Raw genomic sequence first — 26,135 nt, forward strand, 5'->3', positions numbered from 1 at the left:
ATGTCCCAGACACTTTTTTTAGCAACAGTTATTTTCGTCTGCCATATTTTACTAAGGATATTTCTCTGGCTTCACACCAATCTTTAACAGCACCAGAAAAAATAAGTGATTGATATTTTAACTCATTTGTTGTTCTAGCACCAACTAAAGTATAGAGCAAACGTAGTTCTTCTTGCCATTGTTTAATCAATAAAATCGTTTCTTCTACGCCATGATTCATTAGATGTGTTAAAACTGTACCAGAAGTACCAACGGCTTGAGCCCCTAAGCAAAGAGCTTTGAAAATATCATAGGCAGAACGTATACCACCAGATGCAAGGATATCAACAGTGGCATTTGCTTCATGTGCTTCGAGTAATGAGGTGACGGTTGATTGTCCCCAATCAGCAAGATAAGTTAATTCACGCTTTTCTCGGCGCGCATTTTCAATCTGAGTAAAGCTAGTCCCACCACGTCCACTGACATCAATTGTTTTGACGCCAATTTGTGCAAGTTGCTCAATTGTTTCACGTGTCATGCCAAAACCGACTTCTTTTACGATTAAAGGTACAGCAATTGTTTGTTGGATTTCTTGAATCAATTCCAACCAGTTTGAAAAATCACGGTCACCTTCAGGCATAACTAACTCTTGTGGGGCGTTGAGATGAATTTGTAAAGCATCTGCATGGAACAATTGAATAGCTTCTTGGGCTTTTTCAACAGAAGTTCCAGCACCGATATTAGCAAGAATCTTTCCTTCAGGGTATTCTTCACGCATCACGGTATAACTGTCAGCTAAGCTGGAATCTTTCAAAGCAGCACTCACTGAACCTGTTGCAATCATCAAATCAGTTTCGCGTGCAACAATTGCAAGGTCACGATTGATTTTTTTTGTTTTTTCACTGCCACCAGTGATAGCGTTGATATAAAACGGACTGGTCAACGTAAAGCCAGCAACAGTCGTCGATAAGTCGACATCAGTTGTTGCTAGCTGGGGCAACGCATTATGAATGAGGTGAACAGCGTCAAATTCATTTTTTTGCTTATTGTGAAAAGCCTTGGCTAATGAAACATGTTCGTCTTTTCGATTCATGATTGATCCTTTCTGCGATAACTATAAACATGAAGTGGAAGTGGTGTGATTTCTGCATTTTCCCATGCACTCATGAGAGGTAAGATGCCGGATTTTTGATCCACGATCACGATTCCACAATCACCACCGCCAGCACCAGAAGACTTAGCGGCTCCTTCATATTCTTCTGCTAAGTTACACAATTCATTTAACGCAGGTGTTTCGATGACCACACCGGTAACGGTAGATAGGTTGCGTAGCAATTGGCGATTTTGCCGAATTTGTTTTTGAATCAGAGCCACATCATCTTGTTTGAATCCTTGAATCATTTGATTGACACAATTTTCACTATTTCTAAGAAATGTTTCGTAAGCCGTTTTTTTATCTTCTCGTGAACGATGGACTTGGTCAACTAAATCAGAAGTAGAAGCTGGACTACCTGTCCAACCAATAAGCAATCGTAAATCTTTTGGTGCCTCAAGGGGCTCAATCGAAAGTCCTGGCCAATCCATTGCAAGTAACTCACTAATTGTCTGCTGTTTTTCTTGTTGCTGAACCCAACGATGATCAAAAGTAGAAAAAGCAATCCAACCACCATAACAACTAGCGGCAATATCTCCGCAAGAACCGTTGTCTTGAACAGCTAGATTTGCTAAAGCAGCAATTTTGAAAATTTCTAACTGGCTTAGGTGCAAATCATAAAAAATATTTAATGCTTTAACAGTTGCGACCGTAACAGCACCGCTTGAACCAAGACCATATTTTCGGCCATTTGAACTATCTAGCTCGCTGGTTACCTTCAAGTCATAAAAAGAAAGCAAACTATTTTTTTCTTGTGCGTATTTTTCAGTTAACCGAATTGCTGCCAGAATGTAATGAAATGGATTTTCTCGAATATCTAAAACTAATTCACCATTTCTTCTAGTCCAACGAATCGGCATCTCACTATATTGTGCAGACTGGATACTTCCCACTTTTCTAGCCGCTTCGACTGTTACCGTGACAAATTGGTCAACCGCCACGATGATGGCAGGGTGCCCAGTTTCTACAACTGCATATTCACCAGCAATGTAAAGCTTTCCTGGTGCAGATACTTCAATCATAAAAATCTCCCTTTACTTGATAATCGTAATTCCAGAACCTGCTTGGGCTGAAACTACTTGTTTTTCACTAAATAAATGATTACAAGCTGTTTTAACTGCAGCTAAATGTTTTTTCTCGACTAAAATTTTTACATTTGGTCCAGCATCCATTGTAAAGTAACACGGAACGCCTTGCTTTCTCAAATCACGGACTGCTTGCATTGCTTTTAAACTATCAGGAGACCAGTAAGTAAACGGTGGGTTCGCTGCTAGTGTAGTGCCATGCATCTTTAATGCGTTTCGTTCCATTGTTTCCCCTAAAGATTGAAAATTTTTGTCAGTAATGGCTTGCTTTAACTGCGCTAAATCTGCATCTAGGGAGTCAAGCCAGCCTTGATAAAAGCTTGAAGTTTCAACTGTGCGACGCATGCCATCACGACTAGAAACGTCTTTTTGCTGATCGTTTAGTAATAAAAAGACCATGGCTAAATCATCTTCAAAATGATCGGAAGGGATTTGCTTTGCGTAGGAGGTAAAATCGTCAACCCCTTTTTCCCATTCCACAAATCCGCCGTAAATACTACGACACGCTGAACCAGAGCCCCGACGAGCTAATCGAGATAATCCTGCGTTATCTAAGCCTAATTGAAGTGCCTCATTACAAGCACCAGCTAATGCAGCTAAGCCACTTGCGGAGGAAGCAAGTCCAGCAGCTGTAGGAACAAAATTTTGACTGATAACTTGCGCATTGAGCGTTGTTTGGCCTTTTTCTCGTACAAGATCAAGAAAAGTGCTGATTTTTTTCGTTGCTTTTTCGTCTTGTTGCTCACCATCCAAATAAAATTTATCCTTAGTAAAAGTATCAGAGAAGATGACTTCTGTTTCGGTGTAAAAAGCATCTAGTGTAAGAGATAAACTATTATTCATTGGTAAAATGAATTCCTCATCTTTTTTCCCCCAATACTTGATGAGTGCAATATTCGTGTAAGCACGAGCTTTTCCTTTAAACATGGGTATGTACTCCTAATCCTTGAATCCAAGTAGCTACAGCACCGGCATCTTCCAGAGCTGTACAAATCGCTTGGGCTTCTGTTTTTGTTTTGGCAAGAGCGAGCATACAACCACCGCGTCCGCCTCCAGTTAATTTCGCTCCTAGAGCACCAGCATCTAACGCTGTTTCAATCAATAGGTCTAGAAAATGATTACTGATTGTTAATTCTCTTAATGTAACTTGTGCCTGATTCATGACTTGCGCTAAATTTTCGGGATTGTTTTGGATGATTGCTTGTTTTGCTTTTTGTGTGAGTTGTCCTAATTGTTGAATTTTTTGTCCAGTCTTGTGTGAGTCTTTTTCAAATAAATGAGCGACGTCTTTAACAGCTTCCCGCGTTTGTCCTTTGATCCCAGTATCAGCAACAATCAAAAAAGCATCCAAGTTGATTGTGAAATACTCGAAAGGTTGCCCTTTGATAAAATAGATTGGGTTATGACTACTTGTAGCGGCAGCATCGATTCCACTTGGGTTGCCATGAGCAATTTTTTCAGAAATCTGAACATAGCTTAACAATGTTTCATGTGCTAGTGAAAGTGAAAGATAATCATAAAAGGCGCGTGTGATTGCTACTGCAACAGCAGCGCTAGAACCCATTCCGCGTTCAGCAGGAATGGTACTTTCAATGGTGAGGCTGACTGATTCCTTGACACCATGATCCTGTTTTAAATGTGTGACTAAAGCTTTGATATTTTTGAGTGCTTGTGGTGCATGAATCAACTTTCCTACATAATAGGCTGAAAACAATTGATCTTGGGTAACATCTTCAGTTAACGTTTCAAATTTTGCAGTGACTTTCGTTGCATAAAATGGAAAGGCAATTGCTGGTTCGCCGTATACAACGGCATGTTCACCCATCAAGATAATTTTTCCGCTTGATTCCCCTTGGCCATAGTTTGCCATAACTTAACTCCTTTTCCTCACATAACAGTAACTTTTAGACAAAAAATAAAGCGCCCTAAATAGTTGCGCTACTCAACGAGAATTTGGTTTGATGATGTGAAAAAAAGCAAACCAAAAATCATTTCCTCCCTATTTTACTAAATCCGCTCAATAAGTAAAACCAAGAATGCGTTTTCTGTCAAAAAATCACTGTTTTCTTAAGAATTTTTTTGAGTTTTTTTTCGAAGGGCGTTCAATAAATTCCATTTGACACTACTAGATATTGGGGGTATATTTAGAAAGATTGAAAAACACATACAATATTTAGTAATGAAGTGAGTTGGAGGTAAATGAGCGTGATCGTTTTAGCTGGTACAATTGGTGCAGGAAAGTCAAGTTTAACAGAAATGATAGCTGAAGAATTTAATAGTCAGGCTTTTTATGAATCAATTGATGATAATGAAGTGTTACCTTTGTTTTATGCTAACCCTGAGCAATATGCTTTTTTATTACAAATTTATTTTTTAAATAAACGTTTTGCAAGTATTAAACAAGCAATGAAAGATGATAACAACGTTTTGGACCGTTCAATCTATGAAGATTCTTTATTATTCCATTTGAATGCAGATTTAGGAAGAGCGACAGAAACAGAAGTGCGTGTCTATGATGAATTACTAGAAAATATGATGGAAGAGCTACCTTATGCAGCCCACAAAAAAAATCCTGATTTACTGATTCATATTCGAGTTTCTTTTGATACAATGTTGGAACGAATCGAGAAACGTGGTCGTTCATATGAGCAATTATCTTTTGACCCATCGTTATATGATTATTATCAAGAATTGAATCGTCGTTATGATCAATGGTACGAAAACTACAATGAAAGTCCTAAAATTCAAATTGATGGAGATCGCTACAATTTTGTCGAAGATCCACAAGCAAAAGATGAAGTGGTCCGAATCGTGAAAGAAAAATTAGCCGAAATCCGTCAAGAACAATTTGTATATTAAATAAATACTATTCAAGCAATGGCTTTTACCTTGTTTGAATAGTTTTTTTCTTTATACTGTTAAGAGAAAGTGTTATGAGGAGGTCAATAATGAGTAATAAACGTTTTTTTAATTCTGACCAAAATTTTTGGCTAAATATTCAACGTGACAATGTTATTGGTGTTAAAAACTTAAAAGAAGAGTATAAATTAAGCGACGAGATGCTAACTTACTCTCTCGATAAAAACGAACGCGCACGGGTAGAATATGATGTGCTTGATGAGGCAATGCTTCTTGTCTACAATGTTCCTCACCAAAGGAAAAGTGAAAATCATTATGAAACAACACCGATGGCCTTTATTTTGAAAGAGAACGGTATTTTTACATTTACTACAGAAAATACTGGTTATGTAGTACGTCTCATGGAATCATTGCTACAACGCACACCTAACATGAGTGTCTATAGCTTGCTATTTCAAACTTTATTTTTGATTTCAGATTCCTTTTTCCCATTAGTTGAAGAAGTGAATAGCGAGCGACAACGCTTAAATCAAAAGTTACGAGAAAAAACAAGTAATCAAAACTTATTGCAATTATCTGACTTAGAAATCGGACTAGTTTATTTAGTCACAGGGACAAAACAAAATGCTGTGTTGATTGAGCAGATAAAAGCTTTAGCTATTTATCGTAAAATGTCTGAAGGCGAAAAGGAACAATTGGATGACGCATTGATTGAAGCCAAGCAGGCAGTCGAGATGACGAATCTGGCATCACAAATTTTAGACCAGTTATCTGGAACTTATAATAACTTGTTGAATAACAACCTAAATGACACGATGAAATTCTTAACTGTCTGGTCATTATTGTTGACCGTTCCGACGATCGTCACTGGTTTTTTTGGAATGAACTTACAGTTACCATTTACTCACTCTGTGTTTGGTTGGGGAATTGCGCTGGTCATCAGTCTGATTTTATCCGTTTGGATGTTAATTGCTTTATGGCGCCGAATTAAATAAATTATTCTTCAATGATAAGTCCCAAACTAGCTGCGATGACTAAAGCTTGTTCTTGGTCGACTGATAAACCAGAGAGATTTTCTAGAGAAAGTGCAATTTTAGTAAAGTCATTTGTTCTAAAATCCAATGCTTTTAGAGGTGTACGGAACCAATTAGATCCCGTAAGCTGATTGTTGAGCAGGGATAAGTTTTTCCATCGAACTTCATAAAATTCGGTGTCTTCTAGTTGACAGTCAGAAAAGCGGACAGTTTTCAAATTCGTGTTGCTGAAAGAGGCCATCGAAGCTAAACATTCATTGAATGAGCAATCACGAAGATAGCCTTCCGCAAAATTTGTTCCGGTTAACTTGCATTGTTGAAAAGTTACTTGGTGAAAACTGGCACCAATCCATTCTAAATTGGAAAAATCACAGTGGTCGAAAATGACATTGCTACATTCAAAACTTTCCAAAATAGTTTTTTGCATGGTTAATTTTTGAATGTGGCTGTCTCTTATAATCAAATTTTTTGCGGATAAATAACTTTGGTCGCTATCTTTGACTAAAAGATTTGAAAAGAGTTCTTCATCTTCTAAATAAAAGTCGCCTTCCTCTAGGTGAGATAAGATAGGTGCAATAGGATCATTCTTTTTCATAGGTTGCCTCCAAATTATTTTCTTATCTTAAAGATAAATAAAATAAAGAGAAAATGCTAGGATATCTTTTTAAAATAGGTCCTTTATTTTAGATAAAGAGTTGACATGTTCAAGTAAATTTGATAAACTAGTGAAGTTGAGAAATAAAAGCAGAAGCACGCGCTTCTCGCCTTAGTTGATATAGTCGCTGGGCTAGATAGTTTTCGCCGATTCTTTAGGTGGATTATGCGCGGGTTCTGATAAAAAGAACTCGTTTTTTTATTACCGAAAATTCGGTAAGCTTTTCTTTCTCTCATAATATTTGGAGGTGAATGACCATAGCAAAGGATATGATGGTTAACGACGGCATTCGTGCACGAGAATTACGATTGATCGGTTCAGAAGGCGAGCAGTTAGGTGTTAAAACAAAAGCAGAAGCATTACAGATTGCTGAACAAGCAAACTTGGATCTTGTGTTAGTTGCCCCAGGTGCGAAACCACCAGTTGCGCGAATCATGGATTACGGGAAATTCCGTTTTGAACAACAGAAAAAAGACCGTGAAGCGCGTAAAAAACAAAAAGTGATCAATGTTAAAGAGGTACGTTTAAGTCCGACAATTGACGTAAATGACTTCAATACAAAACTTCGTAATGCACGTAAGTTCTTAGAAAAAGGCGATAAAGTGAAAGCTTCTATCCGTTTTAAAGGCCGTGCCATTACCCATAAAGAGATTGGTCAAAAAGTCTTAAATCGCTTAGCTGAAGAAACTGCTGATATTGCAACAGTGGAACAAAAAGCGAAAATGGACGGACGCAGCATGTTCTTGACGCTGGCACCGAAAAACGACAGTAAGTAATTTGAATGACTAACTGATTGTTGAACAGTCAATGGTCGGATAACGAAAGATTTTGAGGAGGAAATATAGTCATGCCAAAACAAAAAACACACCGCGGATCAGCAAAACGATTCAAACGTACTGGTAAAGGCGGATTGAAACGTTACCGCGCGTTTACAAGTCACCGTTTCCACGGCAAAACAAAAAAACAACGCCGTCAATTGCGTAAAGCACGTATGGTTGCTAGTGGCGATTTTAAACGTATCCGTCAACAACTAGCAAAAATGAAATAAGCAACGCAAATTTAGAAAAATTTCAATGAGAAGATTTATTTTTAGGAGGAATTAAACATGGCACGTGTTAAAGGTGGAACAGTAACTCGTAAACGTCGTAAAAAAATGCTAAAATTAGCAAAAGGTTACTACGGTTCAAAACACACTTTATTTAAAACAGCAAAAGAACAAGTAATGAATTCATACAACTACGCATATCGCGATCGTCGTCAAAAGAAACGCGACTTCCGCAAATTATGGATTGCTCGTATCAACGCAGCAGCTCGTATGAATGGCTTAAGCTACTCAAAATTAATGCACGGTTTGAAATTGGCTGAAATCGACATCAACCGTAAAATGTTAGCTGACCTTGCTGTTAACGATGCAGCAGCTTTTACTGCATTAGCTGACCAAGCAAAAGACGCTTTAGCTAAATAATTCAGATTTTCGTTAAGATTTATTGATGAAATTCTAGTTAAATAACTAAGTTGAAAATCAATTTAGGCAGATACTGCTTAAATTGATTTTTTTTTGTATTTTTTTACCAATTAATGTGAATTGTTATTTTTACATAACCGTTAAGCTGTGTAAAAATTGTGGGAAAGTATCAGTCGATATGTTCTTACAGTCAAGCAATCTATTTACAGAAAACAAAAAATTATTTATTATGTAAATAAACGGTTAACAGGTTAAGGGAGAATAAAATGACATCCAAGTACGAAACAATCAAACAGGATATTATCAAGAAAATTGAATCAGGAGAATTTAGTGCAGGTGAAAAAATTTACTCCGAAGGTGATTTAAAAAAAATCTATAGTGTCAGTAACACAACGGTTGTAAAAGCACTAAATGATTTGGTAAATGAGGGTTACTTGATTCGTCGCCAAGGAGAAGGAACCTTTGTTAGAAAAAATTTGAAACACAGAAAGGTCTTTTTTTCTGAACAGCTTTCTTTATCAAATGATGCTAAGAAAAAATCAGTTGAAAAAACAATCACCTTGAATTTTGGTCAAGTGAAGGACAAGTTTATCGCACAACAATTAGGGGATAAAACGGGGCAAAGATCGTTAGTGAAAATAAGCCAAATTGCACTGACTAATGGTCGTCCATGGAAAATACAAAACCGTTATCTTTTCCGAGATAAATTAGCAAAAGATTCTTTGGAACGCTGGGTCAATGGCGCAAGCCTGTCAGAAGAACTTGGACTGGTTGGGCACATGTCGAATCTTCCGATGTCGATGGAAGTTCGAACAATTTTATTAAGAGAAGGAATGGAAGAACTTGAACCACTAAAACTGATTGAGAAACGTTTTGGTGAAGAGGAGAGCTATTCGTTATTTGATATTAGACGTTTGATTTCAGGAAAGGATGGCGTACCGATTGAGTACAGTCGAAGCTTTATTCATCCAGATTTTTATCAAATTGAAATTGTTGGGGAATAACTTTTTATTTTTAAAATAGTTAAATGACTCAAGCACTGAGAAGTTAACAATCTTCTTCAGTGCTTTTTTGTGTATCAAAAAATAAAATACGTAAACTATTTTTAGTTTCAAAAAAAGAAAGGGTTTACAAAAAATGAAAAATAAGCTAAGATATTTTTACACCGGTTAACACGTTAAGTGATGGAGGGATTTTTTTGAAAGAAAAAAAGAAAGAAAAGTTATTGTCTAGTGAGAGATACTTTGGTCAAGGGTTACTTTCGGAAGAAGTGATTGATCAAGCGATAGCTGATGCGGTGAAAAAAGTTAAAAAAAATATTTTTCAATTGAAGGACCAGTATCCTACACCAGCGACTAAAAATAATTCATATATGCCAATGGCTAATACGGAATGGACAAATGGTTTTTGGACAGGTATTCTCTGGCTTTGCTATGAGGTCACGCAAGATGAAGACTTTAAAAAAATTGCAGAAAAAAATGTTCAAAGTTTTATTCATCGAATGGATCAGGATATTGAAATTGATCATCATGATTTAGGTTTCCTGTATAGCCTATCTTGTGTGAGTGCCTACAAACTTGTAGGTGATGAGCAAGCAAAGCAAGTGTCTTTAAAGGCGGCAGAAAAATTATTGTCACGTTACCAAGAAAAAGGTCAATTTATTCAAGCTTGGGGAGAGCTAGGGAAACAAGATAATTATCGCTTGATTGTCGACTGCCTTTTAAATATTCCCTTACTTTTTTGGGCGACAGAAGTTACTGAAGATAAAAAGTATCGTGAAGTTGCAGTCAGACACTATCATACGACCATTGAACACGCGATTCGTGAAGATTCTTCTGCCTATCATACGTTCTTTTTTGATACGAAAGAAGGACTACCTTTGTATGGAAAAACACGTCAAGGCTATTCAGATTCGTCGAGTTGGGCACGTGGACAATCTTGGTTAATTTATGGAATTGCACTTTTTCGTTCATATTGTTCGAATGAACAGAATACTGAATTATTTGAAGCAGTCACAAATTATTTCTTAAATCGGCTACCAAAAGATTTCGTTAGTTATTGGGATTTGATTTTTACAGATGGATCCAATCAGCCTAGAGATACTTCTGCAACAGCCATTGCGATTTGTGGAATGAATTTGATGGATAGGTTTTTACCCGAAGCAAATCAATCCAAATTAGTTTACAAGTATGCGCAACATTCAATGCTGAAAAGTTTAATAGAACATTACACAGATTCTAAAACGGAAGGGATTACAGCTTTAATGAATGAAGGTGTGTATTCATGGCATAGTGGCAAAGGAGTAAATGAAGGGAATATTTGGGGAGATTATTTTTACTTGGAGGCTTTAGTTCGATTCAAAAAAGATTGGAAAATGTATTGGTAAAGCAAGAATAGGAGGGGAAAATATGGATAAACCAAATGTAAAAATGGTACGAGTAGATGCGCGTTTAATCCATGGACAAGGGCAATTATGGATTAAAAGTTTAGGAGTTAATTTAGTTATTTGCGCGAATGATAAGGCAGCTGAAGATAACGTACAACAAATGTTAATGAAAACAGTCTTACCTCAAGATATCAATGTCCGCTTTTGGACCATTGCACGTACTGCTGAAGTGATCTGGAAAGCAGCGCCTCATCAAACGATTTTTGTAGTTGTCGAAAATCTCCATGATGCACTAAAACTTTGTGAGTTGGGTTTTCCAATGGAACAATTAAATATTGGCAATATTCATGCTGCTGAAGGAAAAGAAAAAATTTCTCAATTTATCTATTTGGGTGAAGAAGATAAAAACGACTTGAGAAAATTGAAGAATGAACACCATGTGACGTTTACTACCAAAACTTCGCCGATGTCTAATGATGGCTCTCAGCATTTAGATACATTAATGGAAAAAATTAAAAACAGTTAATTTAGAGAGGAAATAAAAAATGGAGATTACATTAGTACAAGGAATACTTATAGGATTAATTACTGCGTTTTGCTATTCTGGGCAATTATTGGGAATCTATACGAACCGAGCATTGGTCATGTCCTTTTTTGTTGGCGTTGTTTTAGGTGATATTCCGACTGCTTTGAAATTTGGGGCACTAGCTGAGCTAGCTTATATGGGATTTGGCGTAGGTGCGGGTGGAACAGTTCCGCCAAATCCAGTTGGTCCGGGAATTGTTGGAACGATTATGGCAATCACGTTGAAAGATCAAGGCGTAACCGCTGAGTCTGCGTTGGCATTGTCATTTCCATTTGCCGTTTTATTTCAATTAGTGACGACTGCATTATATACATTCTTTTCAGGAAGTGCTAAGTGGTCTAAAAATGCTATTGAAAGTGGACAATTTAAAAAATTCACGCTTATCGCTCACTCAACCTACATTGCTTTTGCTTTAGCAGGTTTTCTCATTGGGATACTTGCAGCATTAAGCCGACCTGGATTACAAGCATTTGTGGAAGCGCTACCCGAATGGCTGATTAATGGCTTCTCAGTAGCTGGCGGACTTATCCCAGCGATTGGTTTTGCAATGATTATGTCGGTTATGTTAGAAAAGAGTTTGATTCCGTATGTGTTGTTAGGCTATGTCTGTGTAGCGTATCTTGAGTTACCCACAATGGCAGTCGCGATGGTCGGTGCAGTTTTTGCACTGATTCAGTATTATGGGAAAGATAAGACACCTGTTGGGGAAAAAAGCTTAGTAGCGAATAATCAAACTTTGTTGGATGAAGAGGAGGACTTCAGTAATGGAATCTAAAAAACTTAAATTGACACAAAAAGATTATATGACGACTGCTCTTCGGTCATACTTTTTACAAAATGCGTTCAACTATACCTCTTATCAAGGTGTGAGTTATTTAAATACAATTATGCCTGCGTTAAAGAAAATCTATAAAGATGATCCAGAAAAGTTAAAAGAAACGGCCACTGCAAATTTAGAATTTTATAATACAAATCCTCAAATGGTGCCATTTATTACTAGTATGCAGTTAGCAATGTATGATAATGATCAAAGTATTTCAGATACGCGTAGTATTAAAATGGCGCTCATGGGCCCGATGTCAGGAATTGGAGATTCTATTGCTCAGTTTGGGATTGCGCCCTTATTCTCAACGTTATTTGCGGGCTTAGCCTTAGACGGCCTAGGTTTTGCTCCAATGGGCTTCTGGTTCTCAATGGTTGTAACAATGTTAGCAATTAAAATCCTCATGGGGTATCTGGGATTCAAATTAGGCACTAGTGTTATCGAAACATTAAGTGACCGAATTGGAAAAATCTCTGCTGCGGCAAATATTGTGGGGGTAACAGTAATTTCGGGTTTAGCTACATCTTTTGTAAAAGCTAATATTGCTATTCAGTATGCTAGTAAAGTGGAGTCAGGAGAAAAACAAGTAATTGCTATTCAAGACATCTTGGATAAAATTATGCCCAATATGTTAGCTGTTCTACTTACTATCCTTGTATTTTATCTGATTAAAAAGAAAAAATGGAACACGTATCAGCTATTAATACTGTTATTTGCAATTGGTATCTTGGCATCTGTATTTGGTATTTTGGCATAGATAAATTGAAGTTTCTTAAGGAAAAGGCGAGAAGTTTCCTTTTATTTTAGAAAATATTGTTTTTCTTTCGCCATAAGTTCTTCAAGTGATTAGCTATAAAAATTATTTATGTTTAGGTGGTTAAAGTTAAAAAGGAGAAGATAGTGGACTTTCAAAGAATTGAGATATACCAACAGAAATTTTTTAAAGATGATTGGGTTTCAAATTATGTTGAGCAACAGGAAAAATTTTTAGAGCCACTTTTTGATCGAGTGGATTTTTTAATGAAAGATCAAATTGTTTACACAGATGCGATGGACATGGAAGCATGCTCGACGCCTTACTCATTGAAGGACTTTGGTTGGAATAAGTTCCCAGAAGAAGATCCAGAATGGCTATTTATGTTGAGTAGACATGGGTTTATGGTAGATTTAGCGCAAGGTTATCTATTAACAAAAGAGAAGCATTTCATAGAAAAGTGGACAACGCTACTGTTGGATTTCATCACGAGCTGTGAAAGAGCTAATCCAGCGAATGAAAATAGTTGGCGTCCACTAGATACTGGGCTACGTTTAACTAACTGGATGAAGAGCCTAACTTATTTGCCTGTTGCACACCTGAAAAATACAAAAATCGAGAGAATGTTACAGAAATCAATTCAAGATCATTTGGTATTTTTAGAGAATAGTTATATTGATAAATATCGTCTGAGTAATTGGGGTGTTCTAGCAATCGGCGGTATGGCTGCGGTAGATTTGTTTTTCCCCGATTTAGTAACAGAGGAACAAAGAACGTTAATTTGGAAGCGATTAGTAGAACAACTAGATTTACAATTTTATGATGATGGGGTGCACTGGGAGCAAAGCCCACTCTATCAACATGAAGTTATCATAATGTATGCCTATTTATTACAAATTTCAGAGTATCTTGAACAACCACTCCCTATAAATTTAAGGGAAAAATTAACTCAGCCTATTCAAGCCACCTATTATCTAGCTGATAATCAAGAGATGCTTCTTCCCTTAAATGATAGCGATCATGTGGATTTTCACTACGTTTACGCTATTTATCAAAGTTTAGGCTTCTTAAAAAAGGACAAAAGGGATTCAAATCTGGCAGTACTTTGGACAGGAAGCTTGTATACTAGTTCTCCATCAGTAGCGACAAAAATGCCTCCTATTTTTGCTGGTCAAGATAGTGGAATGATGGTGTATAAAGACCAAGACATTTATTTTACGCTCTTTAACGGTCTGCATGGTAGTGGACACGGCCATGCATCTGTAGGAAGCTTTACCTTACAATTACATGGACAAGACATGATTATTGACAGTGGTCGTTATACTTATGTAAACAACAAAAAGAGGATTCAATTAAAGGAAATGGCTGCCCACAATACATTATTTATTGCTAAAGAGCCACATACCATAATTAAGGATACATGGGGATATGATAGACTACCAAAGCCGTTATTTCATAAAATCCGAGAAATTTCAGAAGGTTTTTTTGCTGAATGTGCTTGGTCTTCATGGAATAAGCAAGGATGGACAATATTTGAACGACGTTTTTTATATTTGAAAGAAATAAATTCTTTAATCATTTTGGATAACTTTTCTGGTCAAGAAAATACTGAGATAACTTCTAGCTATAATTTATCGCCGAAAGTTACTTCTCAAAAAATTAACAATCAATTTCATTTAAAAATGAACGCCCAACAGTACAAGATTCATTTTACTGAAGGACAAACGATGCAAGGAATTGCTGAAAGTTCAGAAATATATAATCAACTCACTACACATCAACGAATCGAAAATAAAATTCAGTGTCAAGAAACAGCTACCACTTGGGTAACTGTAATCAGCACCACAGACGTCGAAGTTTCTCCAATAGAAGTCAAACAGGTTGGTGAAACGAAAAAATTTGATCAAGCAATTGGCTTAAGATTGAAAAATCAAAAGGAGAAGTTTGATCTGTTTATGTTGCAAGAGGATATTGTTTGCGGAAATAAACTGCTAGTTAGTGAGTTCAACCAATTCTTTTATGGCCAAATTATTCTGATTGACCAGAATGAGCGAACAACGAGAATAAAATAGAAGAAACACAGGGGGCAGCATATGAAATTTTTAGTAACCGGACATGATGACTTTTCAATTGGATTGAAAAGTGCACTTACGATGATTGCGGGAACACTTGATGATGTAGTAATAGTTCCTTTCAAGGCAGAAGAACAACTTGAGGCTTATCGTACAAAAATTGATTCAGAATTACAGACAAATGATAGCGTCATCTGTTTTACCGATTTATTAGGAGGAACACCGTTTAAAACCTGTGTAGAATTAGCCATTTCAAAAAATCAGGTTTTTGTATTGAGTGGCACGAATTTAGGGATGTTACTTGAAGCAAGTCTGTTAAGAAAATTGGTTAAAGAACCAGCTGAATTGTGCCAGTTAGTGTTGCAGTCGGGTAAAGAGAATATCACATTGTTTAGTCAGAACAAGGATACCTTAGTAGAAGAAATTTCTGAAGCAGGAATCTAGTGTTGTTTATGGGAAATTGATTTTTAATAAACAACCTGGTGGAGTTTGTTTTGATAAATAAAAAAGCCTGCTCATTGAGCGGGCTCTTTGCTTTTTATAAGTGAGAAAAAAGCAACATCCAGTAGCTGGGAGTGTTGCTTGATGGACAGATTTAAGTATTTCTTTAGTCAGGTCGCATTTCTTGTAAAAGCTTCACACGACCACCGATTTGTTTGGCGAAAGTTTCAGACTTCTTTTTGTCTTTAAAAACGAGTAGATTGTCAGGATTCTTTTCACGAGTGCGGCAGCCAGTTTTGTCGATATAACCATGTAATACTTTAACAACGTACATGCTCATCACCTGCTTTTTTCTTATAATTATACGAACTTGACGCCGTAAAACAAGAAAAATGCTTGGTCCTTTTTTATTTTTCTTTCGCGTTGACCAATTGTGCATAGTTTTTAAATAGTGCATCCAACTCTGAATAAAATCGGCTAAGCTTTAATAAACGCTGATTTTCCGCGGAGAGGAAACAATGTTTACTGCTGCCAATCGTGCGTAGTTTTTGATCCTCAGCACCATAAATTTGATAACTAAAATCTAAACGTGTCCCCGTATATTTTTCAATTGTTGGATAAATAATGACTGACTCACCATAGCGAATCATTTCTTTGTATTGGCAATTGACTTCAAGAACTGGAATAATAATCCCTGTTTCTTCAATTTTTTGGTAACTAAAATCAAGATGATCAAGTAGTGCGACACGTGCTTCTTCAAACCAGCGAATATAATTGCTGTGATGAATGATCCCCATTTGATCCGTTTCATAATAAAAAGGTGTGCGCAGATATCCTGTAAATTTTTCCATAATCAAACTCCTATTTTTATTCTGTACAAAAGTGTGCCATCCATTGTGGAATGGCTTGGCTAATCAATGTCGGCAGTACGACATAGTGTGTTTGTGCTAAGTGATCACCAATGAAACTGTGTAAGTAAACGGCGGCTGCGACCGTGTGATCGTTTTGAGGAAATTGGGCAAGAAAAGCCGTAATCATTCCTGCCAAGGTATCACCAGTTCCTCCAGTTGCCATTGCGGCAGATCCAGCCTGATTATAATAGATATTTTCTTTATTATAAATAGTAGTTTGGTGACTTTTAACGACAAGAATTGCACCTAATTCGTGTTGCTTCTCCTGATTTAATTGATCTGTTTGCGTAGCGATAGCAATTCCGCTTAGGCGTTGCCATTCCATTTGATGTGGTGTTAATACAGTATGTTCCGGATAAGGCAAAGAAAGTTTTGCTTCGGCAAGCAAAGTTAATGCTGAACCATCAATGACTAACCATTGCTGATTTGTTTGAACCTTCAAGACCATTTGGAGTAAGCCTAGACTGAAAGTGGAAGTACCTAATCCTGGACCAATCAATAACACATCTGCCTGTTGAATGACTGTTAGACAGGTCGCTTGATCGTACCAGTCAACAACCATTGCTTCGGGGAGCTGAACATGGAGTGGGCCATGGTTCTTCTTGTCTGTTATCACTGTGGTCAATCCAGCACCACTGTTAACTGCAGCTAAAGCACTCATGATGATTGCGCCGCCATACTGTTGATTTCCGCCAATCAACACAACTCGACCAAAAGTACCTTTGTGAGAGTGCTTAGGTCGTTTTGTAATTACCTCTCGTAACAGTTGCTCATCAAGAATCATTCAGTATCCCCTCCAATAAGTTGAACGCCTTGAGCATTCACAAAAGAACTACAAGCTGACGAAATTGTCAGACTTTTTGAACTATTTTTTTCTTGATTTTATGGTATCATAAAACACGAAGACTTAATAAGGTGGAGGATTAACTTTATGACAATTGATTGGCAAAAAGAAGTAGAAGCACGTAAAGAAGACTTACTTGAAGATTTAAAAAATTTGTTACGCGTCAACAGTGAACGCGATGATTCTAAGGTGACTGCAGATGCACCGTTTGGCCCTGGACCACGTGATGCACTAAAACACATGCTTGCTTATGGTGAACGTGATGGTTTCGTAGTGAAAAACGTTGATAATTATGCTGGACACATTGATATGGGTGAAGGCGATGAAACGTTAGGTATCTTTGGACACATGGATGTTGTTCCTGCTGGCGACGGTTGGGATACAGATCCTTATGAACCAGTAATCAAAGATGGCAAAATTTTTGCTCGTGGTTCAAGTGATGATAAAGGACCAAGTATGGCAGCTTATTATGCAATGAAAATTATCAAAGATTTAGATTTAAAATTATCTAAAAAAGTTCGCTTTGTTGTTGGTAGTGATGAAGAAAGTGGCTGGGGCGACATGGCTTATTACTTCGAACATGAAGAAGAGCCTGATTTTGGTTTCTCACCAGATGCAGAATTTCCAATTATCAATGGTGAAAAAGGAAATGTTTCTTTAGGACTACACTTCCAAGGAAATAACGGAGGCGACTATGTCTTAAAATCTTTCACTTCTGGTTTGCGTGAAAACATGGTCCCAGGAACAGCTGAAGCAAAACTTGAAGTACCGAATGTTGATGCTGCCATCGCGATGGAAGAAGCATTCTTTAAATTTATTGAAGCAAATCCTGTTAGCGGAATGATTGAAGCGGATGAAACATTTGTATCAATCGAATTAGTCGGAAAAGGGGCTCACGGTGCAAGTCCTCAATCTGGAATCAATGCGGGAACATTCTTAGCAACATTCTTAGACACTTACGCTTTTGGTGGTGCTTCAAAACAATTTATCCATGTAGCTGCTGCTTATGTCCATGAAGATTTCTATGGTGAAAAATTAGGCGTGGCTTATGAAGATGAAAAAATGGGTAAATTAACAATGAATGCTGGGTTGTTTGCATTTAAGGCAGATGATGACAGCACACAAGCAGAAAACTTTATCAATATGAACTTCCGTTTCCCTAAAGGAGTAACTGTTGAAGGGCTAGAAATTGGCGTAGAAAAAACAGTTGGAATGGAAGGTGCCACTGTTACGCGTGGTGCACGCGTAATGGAACCACATTATGTGCCAATGGATGATCCATTGGTTGCAACGCTATTACAAGTATACGAAGATCACACTGGTGAAAAAGGCTATGAACAAATTATTGGTGGTGGAACGTATGGTCGCTTGCTAAAACGCGGTGTTGCCTATGGCGCAATGTTCCCAGGCTATACAGATACAATGCACCAAGCAAATGAATTTATGAGTCTTGATGACTTGTTCAGAGCAACTGCGATTTATGCGGATGCAATTTATCGTTTGGCTAAGTAAGAGTTGGTATGGTCATAAAAAAACAGATGCGAGACAATGTTGTCTTGCATCTGTTTTTTATTAATGATATTTATAAAATCATACGGATCGATCTTTATGATATTCATGATAGACATGGTATAAGTTCAGTTCGTATTCTTTTTTTGCATTAGACACGACAGTATCTAAAATCATACCGGTGATCAAAGAAAGCATAGCCATTGTCATTAACCCAGTACTCAAAATAGCAGAAGGAATTCGACTGATGAGACCTGTTAGCATAAATTCACGAATGACTGGTATACCAACCAAGAGTCCAAAAAGGAAAAACAGTGTGGTCCAGATACCAAAAAACAATAGAGGTTTATAGTCTTTACACATTTTGATAATCATCATGATCACTTTAAAACCATCCGAAAAAGTATTTAGCTTTGATTCGCTACCTTCTGGGCGGTCACGGTAATCAATCGGCACTTCGACCAGTTTGAATTTTTTATCCAAAGCGTGGATTGTTAACTCCGTTTCGATTTGAAAACCCGAACTCATAATTGGAAAACTCTTGACGAAAATTCGATTGAACCCACGATAGCCAGTCATAACATCTTTAATGTCTGTTTTATACAATTTTGCAATCGAGTTTTTGACTAAGTTATTACCAAAATCATGAAAAGGTCGTTTATTTTCATCGAAATACGTACCGTTTGATAAACGGTCGCCGATTACCATGTCAGCTTCGGCTGAACGTAATTTTTCTAATAAGCCATGAACAGCTTCGGCTGGATACGTATCATCGCCATCGACCATCATGTAATAATCAGCATCAATATCAAAAAACATTTGGCGAATCACGTTTCCTTTACCTTGGCGTGGTTCTTTTTTGACGATAGCGCCACCTTGAACGGCAAGCTCATATGTTTTATCGGTTGAATTATTATCATAGACATAAATATCTGCCTCAGGTAATTCCCGTTTAAAATCAGCAATAACTGTTGAAATCGTTGCTTCTTCATTGTAGCAGGGAATCAATACGGCAATTTTTTCGCGTTGCTTCATGTTGCACTCTCCTTAGAATAAAAGCTAGTTTAAGAATAGCTTATTCTTTCATAGAATGCTAGTTAAGTTCATATGTGTTGCTCAAATAGTGCTAAAAAATAACCTACTATGATGTAAAGACGCCCAAAAGTCTAACTTTTTGGGGTCACTACATGATTTTAGTAGGTTATTTTTTGCTTTTATTTAGTTTAGAAAACTGACGTTGCGGATTCATACTTCTCTCGGGAAATATCTAACACAGTTCCAGTATAAGCATCAGCTAAAAACTCATAGTAGACGATTTCGCCATCTTCCATTCGAGAAATTCCTCCGCGATAACCATTTGAATGGATAGCAAATTTTCTGATTGGTTCTTTTTCAAAAGAAATCCATGAACCTTCGATAGAACCTTCTTTTAAAAAGGCATTTTTAATTTTGGAAAGGACTTGATCAGCGGTCAATGATTTTTTGCGATGATACCAGACTGTCGAAGCAACGCCAGTCAAGAGACCAAGGCCAACACCAAGCGCTAGTCCGCCTTTAAAATAATTGTAGTCTTTTTCTTTGGACATTCAGGTAACCCTCCTTCTTTTACTTCATGTATCTGGGTTTATTCTACCATACTCTCTGTTTTTCTCAGAAATAAATAACCAAACTTTAGCAAAATAAGTTATAATGAAAACGTCGATTTATTCGGAGAAAACTTTTTTTGAATGGATCAAATAAAAGTCTGAGAGGAGTTTAGTCTGAAATTTAGACGATGTATTATGGAAGAAAAAACATTTCAACGTATTAAAGAATTAACAGAGTTACAAGGAACAAGCGGATTTGAACAAGATATTCGTGCATACATGGAAGGCCACATGGAACCATTAGTTGATGAGTTACAATTAGATGGTCTTGGTGGCATTTTTGGGTTACGTAACCATGAAGATGCAGATGCACCACGAGTAATGGTTGCGGCACACATGGATGAAGTTGGGTTTATGCTAACTCAAATCCAAGATAATGGTTTATTTAAAGTAGTTCCTTTAGGTGGCTGGAATCCTTACGTTGTTTCAGCACAACGTTTTACTTTGAAGACATCATCTGGTAAAAACTATCCTTGTATTTCTTCATCTGTTCCACCACATTTGTTACGTGGAACAAGCGGTCAAAAATCAGTTGAAGTAACAGATATTTTATTTGATGCAGGATTTGAATCACGTGAAGAAGCCATAAGCTATGGCGTTTTACCTGGTGATACAATCGTACCTTTTGCTGAAACAATCAAAACAGCAAATGGAAAAAATATCATTAGCAAATCTTGGGACAATCGTTATGGTTGTACAATGGTTTTAGAAGCACTAGAAGCGTTACAAAATGAAAAATTAGGGCACGCATTGATTGCAGGGGCAAACGTGCAAGAAGAAGTTGGCTTGCGTGGATCAAAAGCATCTGTCAATAAATTTAAACCTGATTTATTCTTTGCAGTAGATTGTTCTGCTGCAGATGATACTGTAACGAAAAAAGGAACATTTGGACACTTAGGTGAAGGCACTTTGATGCGTATCCAAGATCCGGGCTTGATCATGTTACCACGTTTGCGTGAATATTTATTAGATGTAGCAGAAACAAATAATATTCCATACCAATACTTCGTTTCAAAAGGTGGAACAGACGCAGGCGCTGCTCATACTCAAAATGAAGGAATCCCAAGTACAGTTATTGGAGTAGTTGGACGTTATATTCATACACATCAAACAATGTTTAGCATCAGCGACTTTGAAGCAGCAAGAGAAATGTTGATTCAAACATTGAAAGGCTTAGACAAATCAACAGTGAACACGATTGTTTACGGGAAATAATTGAAGCTTAAAATAAGAAATCTGATAAGATAGAAACTTTCTATTTTATCAGATTTTTTTATATCAGAATAAAAAACTTCAAACGTTTGTCACTTTGTGAGAAAGGTGTATAATTTAGGTAAAGAATGTGACAGTAGGAGGAACGAAAACGGATGATTATTCCAGAAAATTTAGAGGAATTAGCAGGATATGTAGAAAAAGGAAAAAATGTTTTTTTCTTCACAGCTGATTGGTGTGGTGATTGTCGATTTATCAAACCAAAAATGCCAGAAATTGAACAAGATTTTTCTGATTGGCGCTTCATTGAAGTCGATCGTGATAAATATATCGATCTTGCTGCAAGTTGGAGTATTTTTGGTATCCCTAGCTTTGTAGTCATTGAAGATGGCAAAGAATTAGGACGATTAGTTAATAAAAATCGTAAAACCAAGCAAGAGATTGAAGATTTCCTAAAAAGTGTCACAGTTGATTAGCATCTATTAGGAGGGGTCAAAATGGATCAAGAGTATAAAAATATTTTAGTAGGTATTGATGGTAGTGAACAAGCGAGTGCAGCATTTAAAAAAGCAGTAGAAGTCGCTCGTCGAAATAACGGGACAGTCTACGTTGCCAATGTGATTGACCAACAATTTTATAATTTTATGGGTTATGCACCAATGGATCAAAACTTGATCGATCAAGGAACAGAAAATGCCAAAGAAATGATTCAAAGTTGTAAAGACTATGGTAAATCTGTAAACTACACAAAAATTGAAGGAATTATTGCCTATGGCTCAGTCAAAGAAGCAATGGCTGTTAATTTACCAAAAAAATATCAGATTGATCTGATCATGGTTGGACAATCTGGCTTAAATGCTGTTGAACGTTTTATGACTGGTAGTGTGGCTAGCCACGTCATTCGTCGTGCACCTTGTGATGTTTTGATTGTGACAGAAACAAAAGAGGACGAGGAATAGAATCTTTGCTTTCTTTTAGTTAATAATTGTTGTAAAGTATTATGTTGAAAAGAAGTGGGTGGCAAACTCGAAAGTTGACTTTTGTCACTCCCTTTTTTTGGTCATTTTTCATGACACGAATGAAAAAAATCTCATGCAGGAGTATATTTTTTTTGTTAAGATAAACCTCAGCAAGAGATAATGGAGGAAAGAACATGATTTTTGCTTATAACAAAGCACATGTCGGAGATACCTTAATGGTAGTTGTAGCCGACGATAAAGGAACTGAGAACACGGTTGAACGAAAATGGAATGTAGCTCAAGTGAAAGATGCCTCTGGCCAAATCGTTGCTTGGAACTTTTTCCATATTTCTGATCATTTGACCATTGAAGGCAATGGACAAGTAACAATTAATGAAGAACAATTAACGGAATTAAATCGTTTGATTAAAGAGGCTGGTTTTACTGAAACTTTGATTGCAGATAACGAACCTAAAATCGTTGTTGGTTATGTCAAAACGTGTGTTCCACATCCAGACTCTGATCATTTATCTATTACTGAAACAGAAGTTGATAATGGACATGTCTTACAAATCGTTTGTGGTGCGCCAAATATTGAAGCGGGTCAAAAAGTAGTTGTAGCAAAACCAGGTGCAATGATGCCTGATGGCTTGATGATTTGGCCAGGCTCATTACGTGGCGTAGAGAGCTATGGGATGATCTGCTCAGCTCGTGAATTGCATTTACCGGATGCACCAACAGAAAAAGGAATTTTAGTCTTACCAGAAGATGCAGTTGTTGGTGAAGCATTTCCTAAATAGAAATTAAATGAATAGAAAAAGGTGGAACAAAAAAGGTGGGACAAAACGTGTTTCGTTTTGTCCCACCTTTTTTGTTCCACTTCATTACTCATTCGAATTATTTTGTTTCAATGAAGATTGATCGATTGTCAACTCTACCGTAGCAGTTTTTTCTTCAGATCCTCGGTAGTAAGTCACTTTGACACTGTCGCCGACTTTTTTCTTGTAAAGTGCAGTTTGTAACTCAACACCAGAAGAAACTTCGGTATCATCAATCTTAGTGATAACATCGTATTGTTTCAATCCCGCCTTTTCAGCAGGAGTAGCTGCTTGAACATTGGTTACAATGACACCATTTGTTACAGAAGTTGGAATCTTCAAGACTTGTTCTTGTTGTTGTGTAGAAACAGCAGATAAATCGACCATCGTAATTCCAAGAGCTGGACGGGTTACTTTTCCGTCTTTTTCTAATTGATTGATTACATTTACTACATCATTACTTGGAATTGCAAAACCCATTCCTTCCACATTCACATCAGAGGAAGATTCTGAGGTACTAGCAATCTTACTTGAATTGATTCCGATTACTTGTCCTTCAATGTTTACTAATGGGCCACCTGAATTACCAGGATTGATTGCAGCATCTGTTTGGATTGCGTTGATGTTGACTGTTTCGTTTGATTCATTCGTACTAGTTACTTGACGATTTAAAGAAGACACGATACCTGAAGTTACTGAGTTAGCATAAGCTGAGCCTAATGGTGAGCCAATCGCAATAGCAGGTTCACCAACTTTTAAGGATTCAGAGTCGCCAAATGAAGCGACTGTGTCGACTTTGTCAGCACTGATTTTTAATACAGCTAAGTCAGAGTAGGCGTCTGTTCCAACTAGTTCAGCCTTCACTTTACTGCCATCTTTCAGTAAAACTTCCAAGCCTTGTTGCCCATCAACCACGTGATTATTTGTAACGATGTAGGCAGAGTCGCCATCTTTCTTATAAATGACACCACTGCCTTCACTATAAGCTTCTAAAGCTTCATCAGAGCTGCTTTGTTCCTGTTGTCCAAAGAGCTGACCGAATTCACTTGATTGATTTTGATTTTGTAAATTGATTACTGAAACAACAGCGCCTTGTACTTTATCAACAGCGCTAGTAATATCTGATTCAACGTTTACTTTGACATTCTCAACGACTGTCTCACCAGCAGAATTTTGATTTCCACTTGCGCTTGTCGAAGAAGTTGTAAAAGACGATCCCATAGCGCCGTAAAAAATTCCTGCAGTAATCAATCCACCAAGGACGCCACCAACAAGTCCGAGGCCTAACTTCTTCCAAAATCCATACTTATTTTTTTTCATTTTAGGTGTCACATCTTTTTTATCCATGTGTTTCCTCCTCCGTTCACTTTTTTATCTATCATTAGTATAGACTCATTTAATAAATTTAGTCTACTTTTAGACTGTGAACTTTTTATGAAAAACTTTAGGAAAAATATCTGTTTTCAGATGAAAAAATCGCGTTTTACTTTTCCACAGTATCTGTGTAAAACTTTTTCATTTTATTGAGGAAAACTCAGATAAAAAAGTTATCCACAGGTTGTTGATAAAGGGGATAAAAAAGGTGGAAACATATGTTTGTATAAGAAATAGTGATAAAATAAGGAAAAAAAGCGCAGTTTCTGTGGATAAACCTGTGGATGTTGTGCATAAGTATGTGTGTAAAACTTTTCCACTTGGGCTGAAGAAAAAAAGAAAGAAGCATGATAAACTAAGGTGAAGTGCTAATAGTAGCAATTTTGTGTTGATAAAGGAGTAGAACATGAATATTAAAATAATATCTGTTGGGAAATTAAAGGAAAAGTATCTCATTCAAGGAATCAACGAATATGTAAAACGTCTTGGTGCTTATGCAAAAATGGAATTGATTGAGGTACCTGATGAAAAAGCACCAGAAAATTTAAGCGATGCACAGATGCAACAGGTCAAAGATAAGGAAGGCGAGCGTATTCTTTCAAAGATTAAGGAACATGATTATGTCTTTGCATTGGCAATTGAAGGGAAAAATCCAACGAGTGAAGCATTTGCAAAACAAATTGATCAGTTAGGTATTCAAGGGAAGAGTCATCTAACATTTGTGATTGGTGGGTCGCTTGGACTAAGCGAATCTGTCATGAAACGGAGCAATACGCAAATCTCATTTGGAAAAATGACTTATCCACATCAATTGATGCGCCTGATTTTAGTGGAGCAAATCTATCGTGTGTTTCGGATTAATTCTGGGGCGCCTTATCATAAGTGATGCGGTTTTTATCATTGATCCTAAAAATCTTAGCAAGACAAAAAGTACGTAAGAAAGTAAAGACTAAATACTTCGGAGGAACAAATGAATAACAATGATAGATTATTGCGATTACGTTATGCGATTGATTTGAAAGATACGGATTTGATTAAAGCTTTTGAGCTAGGCGGTGTACCACTGACTAAAGAAGAAGCTCAGGCGGTACTGACCAAAGTACAGGATAAGAACAAAGATAATGCAGAAAATAATGTGTATGAAAAAACCATCAACAACCAAGTTTTTGACGCATTCCTAAATGGCCTGATTCTCTTGGCGCGTGGTCCGCAAAAAGATAAGTCGATAGTAGACACGCCGCAAAAAAGCAAGGAAATCAAATATATCAACAATGTGTTGCTAAAAAAATTAAAAATCGCCTTGTCTATGACCACTGATGATATTTTAGACGTTTTTGCTGAGGCAGAAATCTATCCATCAAAAGGCGAAATCGGGGCATTTTTGAGAAAAGAAGGCCAACGAAATTTTAAGCCTTGCGGAGATAAATATATGCGTAATTTTCTCAAGGGGTTAGGAATTTATAATCGGAGAAAAGTATAAAGAAATTTCATGAGAAATCAAAACAATGGTTGTTTCGATGAGAGCTAGTTTTTGTATGAGATTAAAATATTATCTTAATCGAGGAGCTGG

At 37.0% G+C, this 26,135-nt stretch carries 30 protein-coding genes and 1 other annotated feature; of the genes, 19 read left to right on the plus strand and 11 right to left on the minus strand.

Going from position 1 to position 26,135, the window contains the following annotated elements; genetic code table 11:
• Positions 1 to 28: 28 nt before the first annotated feature.
• The 4 genes from fni to mvk are packed head-to-tail and all read right to left on the minus strand — an operon-like array spanning position 29 to position 4,087.
• The gene (gene fni, locus IGJ76_RS01110; protein WP_086270546.1) at positions 29 to 1,072 is read right to left on the minus strand and encodes a type 2 isopentenyl-diphosphate Delta-isomerase; all 1,044 of its coding nucleotides are present in this window, start codon (positions 1,070 to 1,072) and stop codon (positions 29 to 31) included.
• Positions 1,069 to 2,154 carry a phosphomevalonate kinase gene (locus IGJ76_RS01115; RefSeq protein ID WP_067483309.1) on the minus strand — a complete coding sequence of 362 codons (1,086 nt, stop codon included), beginning with the start codon at positions 2,152 to 2,154 and terminating at the stop codon, positions 1,069 to 1,071. The genes fni and IGJ76_RS01115 overlap by 4 nt, the downstream gene beginning before the upstream one ends.
• Before the next feature lie 12 nt (positions 2,155 to 2,166).
• Positions 2,167 to 3,144 (minus strand): diphosphomevalonate decarboxylase, encoded by a 978-nt coding sequence (mvaD, locus tag IGJ76_RS01120; protein WP_086270547.1) that lies wholly within the window; start codon positions 3,142 to 3,144, stop codon positions 2,167 to 2,169.
• The gene (gene mvk, locus IGJ76_RS01125; protein WP_086270548.1) at positions 3,137 to 4,087 is read right to left on the minus strand and encodes a mevalonate kinase; all 951 of its coding nucleotides are present in this window, start codon (positions 4,085 to 4,087) and stop codon (positions 3,137 to 3,139) included. The genes mvaD and mvk overlap by 8 nt, the downstream gene beginning before the upstream one ends.
• 329 nt (positions 4,088 to 4,416) lie before the next feature.
• Between mvk and IGJ76_RS01130 the strand changes: the two genes are divergently transcribed.
• Positions 4,417 to 5,076, plus strand: coding sequence for a deoxynucleoside kinase (locus IGJ76_RS01130; protein WP_172843715.1), 660 nt, complete (start codon positions 4,417 to 4,419; stop codon positions 5,074 to 5,076).
• Between the two features lie 89 nt (positions 5,077 to 5,165).
• Positions 5,166 to 6,071 carry a magnesium transporter CorA family protein gene (locus IGJ76_RS01135; protein WP_075491333.1) on the plus strand — a complete coding sequence of 302 codons (906 nt, stop codon included), beginning with the start codon at positions 5,166 to 5,168 and terminating at the stop codon, positions 6,069 to 6,071.
• Position 6,072: 1 nt separating this feature from the next.
• Here IGJ76_RS01135 and IGJ76_RS01140 read toward each other — a convergent pair whose 3' ends face one another.
• Positions 6,073 to 6,705 carry a pentapeptide repeat-containing protein gene (locus IGJ76_RS01140; protein ID WP_067483301.1) on the minus strand — a complete coding sequence of 211 codons (633 nt, stop codon included), beginning with the start codon at positions 6,703 to 6,705 and terminating at the stop codon, positions 6,073 to 6,075.
• Positions 6,706 to 6,846: 141 nt separating this feature from the next.
• Positions 6,847 to 6,973 (plus strand) — a sequence feature (ribosomal protein L20 leader region).
• A gap of 43 nt (positions 6,974 to 7,016) precedes the next feature.
• On the opposite strand from IGJ76_RS01140, the gene infC reads away from it, so the two are divergent.
• The 10 genes from infC (at position 7,017) to IGJ76_RS01190 (ending at position 15,295) form a co-directional block, all read left to right on the plus strand.
• Positions 7,017 to 7,541: a translation initiation factor IF-3 gene (gene infC / locus IGJ76_RS01145; protein ID WP_067483298.1), complete on the plus strand. Its 525-nt coding sequence runs from the start codon at positions 7,017 to 7,019 to the stop codon at positions 7,539 to 7,541.
• A gap of 71 nt (positions 7,542 to 7,612) precedes the next feature.
• Positions 7,613 to 7,813 (plus strand): 50S ribosomal protein L35, encoded by a 201-nt coding sequence (gene rpmI, locus IGJ76_RS01150; protein ID WP_067483297.1) that lies wholly within the window; start codon positions 7,613 to 7,615, stop codon positions 7,811 to 7,813.
• Between the two features lie 57 nt (positions 7,814 to 7,870).
• Positions 7,871 to 8,230, plus strand: a complete 360-nt coding sequence (gene rplT, locus IGJ76_RS01155) for a 50S ribosomal protein L20 (RefSeq protein WP_067483295.1) — start codon at positions 7,871 to 7,873, stop codon at positions 8,228 to 8,230.
• A 266-nt stretch (positions 8,231 to 8,496) separates the two neighbouring features.
• Positions 8,497 to 9,234 (plus strand): GntR family transcriptional regulator, encoded by a 738-nt coding sequence (locus tag IGJ76_RS01160; protein WP_430596680.1) that lies wholly within the window; start codon positions 8,497 to 8,499, stop codon positions 9,232 to 9,234.
• A gap of 194 nt (positions 9,235 to 9,428) precedes the next feature.
• Complete coding sequence (locus tag IGJ76_RS01165; protein WP_075491907.1) at positions 9,429 to 10,616, plus strand: glycoside hydrolase family 88 protein; 1,188 nt, start codon at positions 9,429 to 9,431, stop codon at positions 10,614 to 10,616.
• Between the two features lie 22 nt (positions 10,617 to 10,638).
• On the plus strand, positions 10,639 to 11,142 hold the full coding sequence (locus tag IGJ76_RS01170) for a PTS sugar transporter subunit IIB (protein ID WP_067483287.1): 504 nt from the start codon (positions 10,639 to 10,641) through the stop codon (positions 11,140 to 11,142).
• Between the two features lie 19 nt (positions 11,143 to 11,161).
• Positions 11,162 to 11,977, plus strand: coding sequence for a PTS mannose/fructose/sorbose/N-acetylgalactosamine transporter subunit IIC (locus IGJ76_RS01175; protein ID WP_067483285.1), 816 nt, complete (start codon positions 11,162 to 11,164; stop codon positions 11,975 to 11,977).
• Positions 11,967 to 12,782, plus strand: coding sequence for a PTS system mannose/fructose/sorbose family transporter subunit IID (locus tag IGJ76_RS01180; RefSeq protein ID WP_071868546.1), 816 nt, complete (start codon positions 11,967 to 11,969; stop codon positions 12,780 to 12,782). The genes IGJ76_RS01175 and IGJ76_RS01180 overlap by 11 nt, the downstream gene beginning before the upstream one ends.
• Positions 12,783 to 12,925: 143 nt before the next feature.
• Positions 12,926 to 14,851, plus strand: coding sequence for an alginate lyase family protein (locus IGJ76_RS01185; RefSeq protein ID WP_075491905.1), 1,926 nt, complete (start codon positions 12,926 to 12,928; stop codon positions 14,849 to 14,851).
• A 21-nt stretch (positions 14,852 to 14,872) separates the two neighbouring features.
• On the plus strand, positions 14,873 to 15,295 hold the full coding sequence (locus tag IGJ76_RS01190) for a PTS sugar transporter subunit IIA (protein WP_075491903.1): 423 nt from the start codon (positions 14,873 to 14,875) through the stop codon (positions 15,293 to 15,295).
• Between the two features lie 163 nt (positions 15,296 to 15,458).
• Here the strand turns inward: IGJ76_RS01190 and IGJ76_RS01195 are convergent, their stop codons facing one another.
• The 3 genes from IGJ76_RS01195 to IGJ76_RS01205 form a co-directional block, all read right to left on the minus strand.
• On the minus strand, positions 15,459 to 15,626 hold the full coding sequence (locus IGJ76_RS01195) for a hypothetical protein (protein WP_172843716.1): 168 nt from the start codon (positions 15,624 to 15,626) through the stop codon (positions 15,459 to 15,461).
• 73 nt (positions 15,627 to 15,699) lie between these two features.
• On the minus strand, positions 15,700 to 16,143 hold the full coding sequence (locus tag IGJ76_RS01200) for an acyl-CoA thioesterase (RefSeq protein WP_270346190.1): 444 nt from the start codon (positions 16,141 to 16,143) through the stop codon (positions 15,700 to 15,702).
• Between the two features lie 16 nt (positions 16,144 to 16,159).
• On the minus strand, positions 16,160 to 16,987 hold the full coding sequence (locus tag IGJ76_RS01205) for an NAD(P)H-hydrate dehydratase (RefSeq protein WP_067483275.1): 828 nt from the start codon (positions 16,985 to 16,987) through the stop codon (positions 16,160 to 16,162).
• A gap of 147 nt (positions 16,988 to 17,134) precedes the next feature.
• Here IGJ76_RS01205 and pepV point away from each other — a divergent pair, with 147 nt between their 5' ends.
• Positions 17,135 to 18,559 carry a dipeptidase PepV gene (pepV, locus tag IGJ76_RS01210; protein ID WP_349702628.1) on the plus strand — a complete coding sequence of 475 codons (1,425 nt, stop codon included), beginning with the start codon at positions 17,135 to 17,137 and terminating at the stop codon, positions 18,557 to 18,559.
• Positions 18,560 to 18,637: 78 nt separating this feature from the next.
• Here pepV and IGJ76_RS01215 read toward each other — a convergent pair whose 3' ends face one another.
• Positions 18,638 to 19,591 carry a glycosyltransferase family 2 protein gene (locus tag IGJ76_RS01215; RefSeq protein ID WP_067483264.1) on the minus strand — a complete coding sequence of 318 codons (954 nt, stop codon included), beginning with the start codon at positions 19,589 to 19,591 and terminating at the stop codon, positions 18,638 to 18,640.
• 188 nt (positions 19,592 to 19,779) lie between these two features.
• Positions 19,780 to 20,142 carry a PepSY domain-containing protein gene (locus IGJ76_RS01220; RefSeq protein WP_067483262.1) on the minus strand — a complete coding sequence of 121 codons (363 nt, stop codon included), beginning with the start codon at positions 20,140 to 20,142 and terminating at the stop codon, positions 19,780 to 19,782.
• A gap of 195 nt (positions 20,143 to 20,337) precedes the next feature.
• Between IGJ76_RS01220 and pepA the strand changes: the two genes are divergently transcribed.
• The 4 genes from pepA (at position 20,338) to ytpR (ending at position 23,173) form a co-directional block, all read left to right on the plus strand.
• The gene (gene pepA / locus IGJ76_RS01225; protein WP_430596681.1) at positions 20,338 to 21,417 is read left to right on the plus strand and encodes a glutamyl aminopeptidase; all 1,080 of its coding nucleotides are present in this window, start codon (positions 20,338 to 20,340) and stop codon (positions 21,415 to 21,417) included.
• A 152-nt stretch (positions 21,418 to 21,569) separates the two neighbouring features.
• Positions 21,570 to 21,890, plus strand: a complete 321-nt coding sequence (locus IGJ76_RS01230) for a thioredoxin family protein (RefSeq protein WP_071868551.1) — start codon at positions 21,570 to 21,572, stop codon at positions 21,888 to 21,890.
• A gap of 21 nt (positions 21,891 to 21,911) precedes the next feature.
• Positions 21,912 to 22,373 carry a universal stress protein gene (locus tag IGJ76_RS01235; protein ID WP_067483256.1) on the plus strand — a complete coding sequence of 154 codons (462 nt, stop codon included), beginning with the start codon at positions 21,912 to 21,914 and terminating at the stop codon, positions 22,371 to 22,373.
• 194 nt (positions 22,374 to 22,567) lie between these two features.
• Entirely contained in the window at positions 22,568 to 23,173 is a 606-nt protein-coding gene (gene ytpR / locus IGJ76_RS01240; protein ID WP_067483255.1) for a YtpR family tRNA-binding protein, read from the plus strand.
• An 84-nt stretch (positions 23,174 to 23,257) separates the two neighbouring features.
• Here ytpR and IGJ76_RS01245 read toward each other — a convergent pair whose 3' ends face one another.
• Positions 23,258 to 24,538 carry a S1C family serine protease gene (locus tag IGJ76_RS01245; protein WP_067483253.1) on the minus strand — a complete coding sequence of 427 codons (1,281 nt, stop codon included), beginning with the start codon at positions 24,536 to 24,538 and terminating at the stop codon, positions 23,258 to 23,260.
• A 433-nt stretch (positions 24,539 to 24,971) separates the two neighbouring features.
• Between IGJ76_RS01245 and rlmH the strand changes: the two genes are divergently transcribed.
• Both rlmH and IGJ76_RS01255 read left to right on the plus strand, forming a co-directional pair.
• Positions 24,972 to 25,451, plus strand: a complete 480-nt coding sequence (gene rlmH, locus IGJ76_RS01250; protein ID WP_270346196.1) for a 23S rRNA (pseudouridine(1915)-N(3))-methyltransferase RlmH — start codon at positions 24,972 to 24,974, stop codon at positions 25,449 to 25,451.
• A gap of 84 nt (positions 25,452 to 25,535) precedes the next feature.
• Positions 25,536 to 26,045 carry a DUF1456 family protein gene (locus IGJ76_RS01255; RefSeq protein WP_270660157.1) on the plus strand — a complete coding sequence of 170 codons (510 nt, stop codon included), beginning with the start codon at positions 25,536 to 25,538 and terminating at the stop codon, positions 26,043 to 26,045.
• Positions 26,046 to 26,135: the final 90 nt, after the last annotated feature.

The organism is Enterococcus sp. DIV0175, assembly GCF_050529075.1.
Lineage (GTDB): Bacteria > Bacillota > Bacilli > Lactobacillales > Enterococcaceae > Enterococcus_B > Enterococcus_B thailandicus.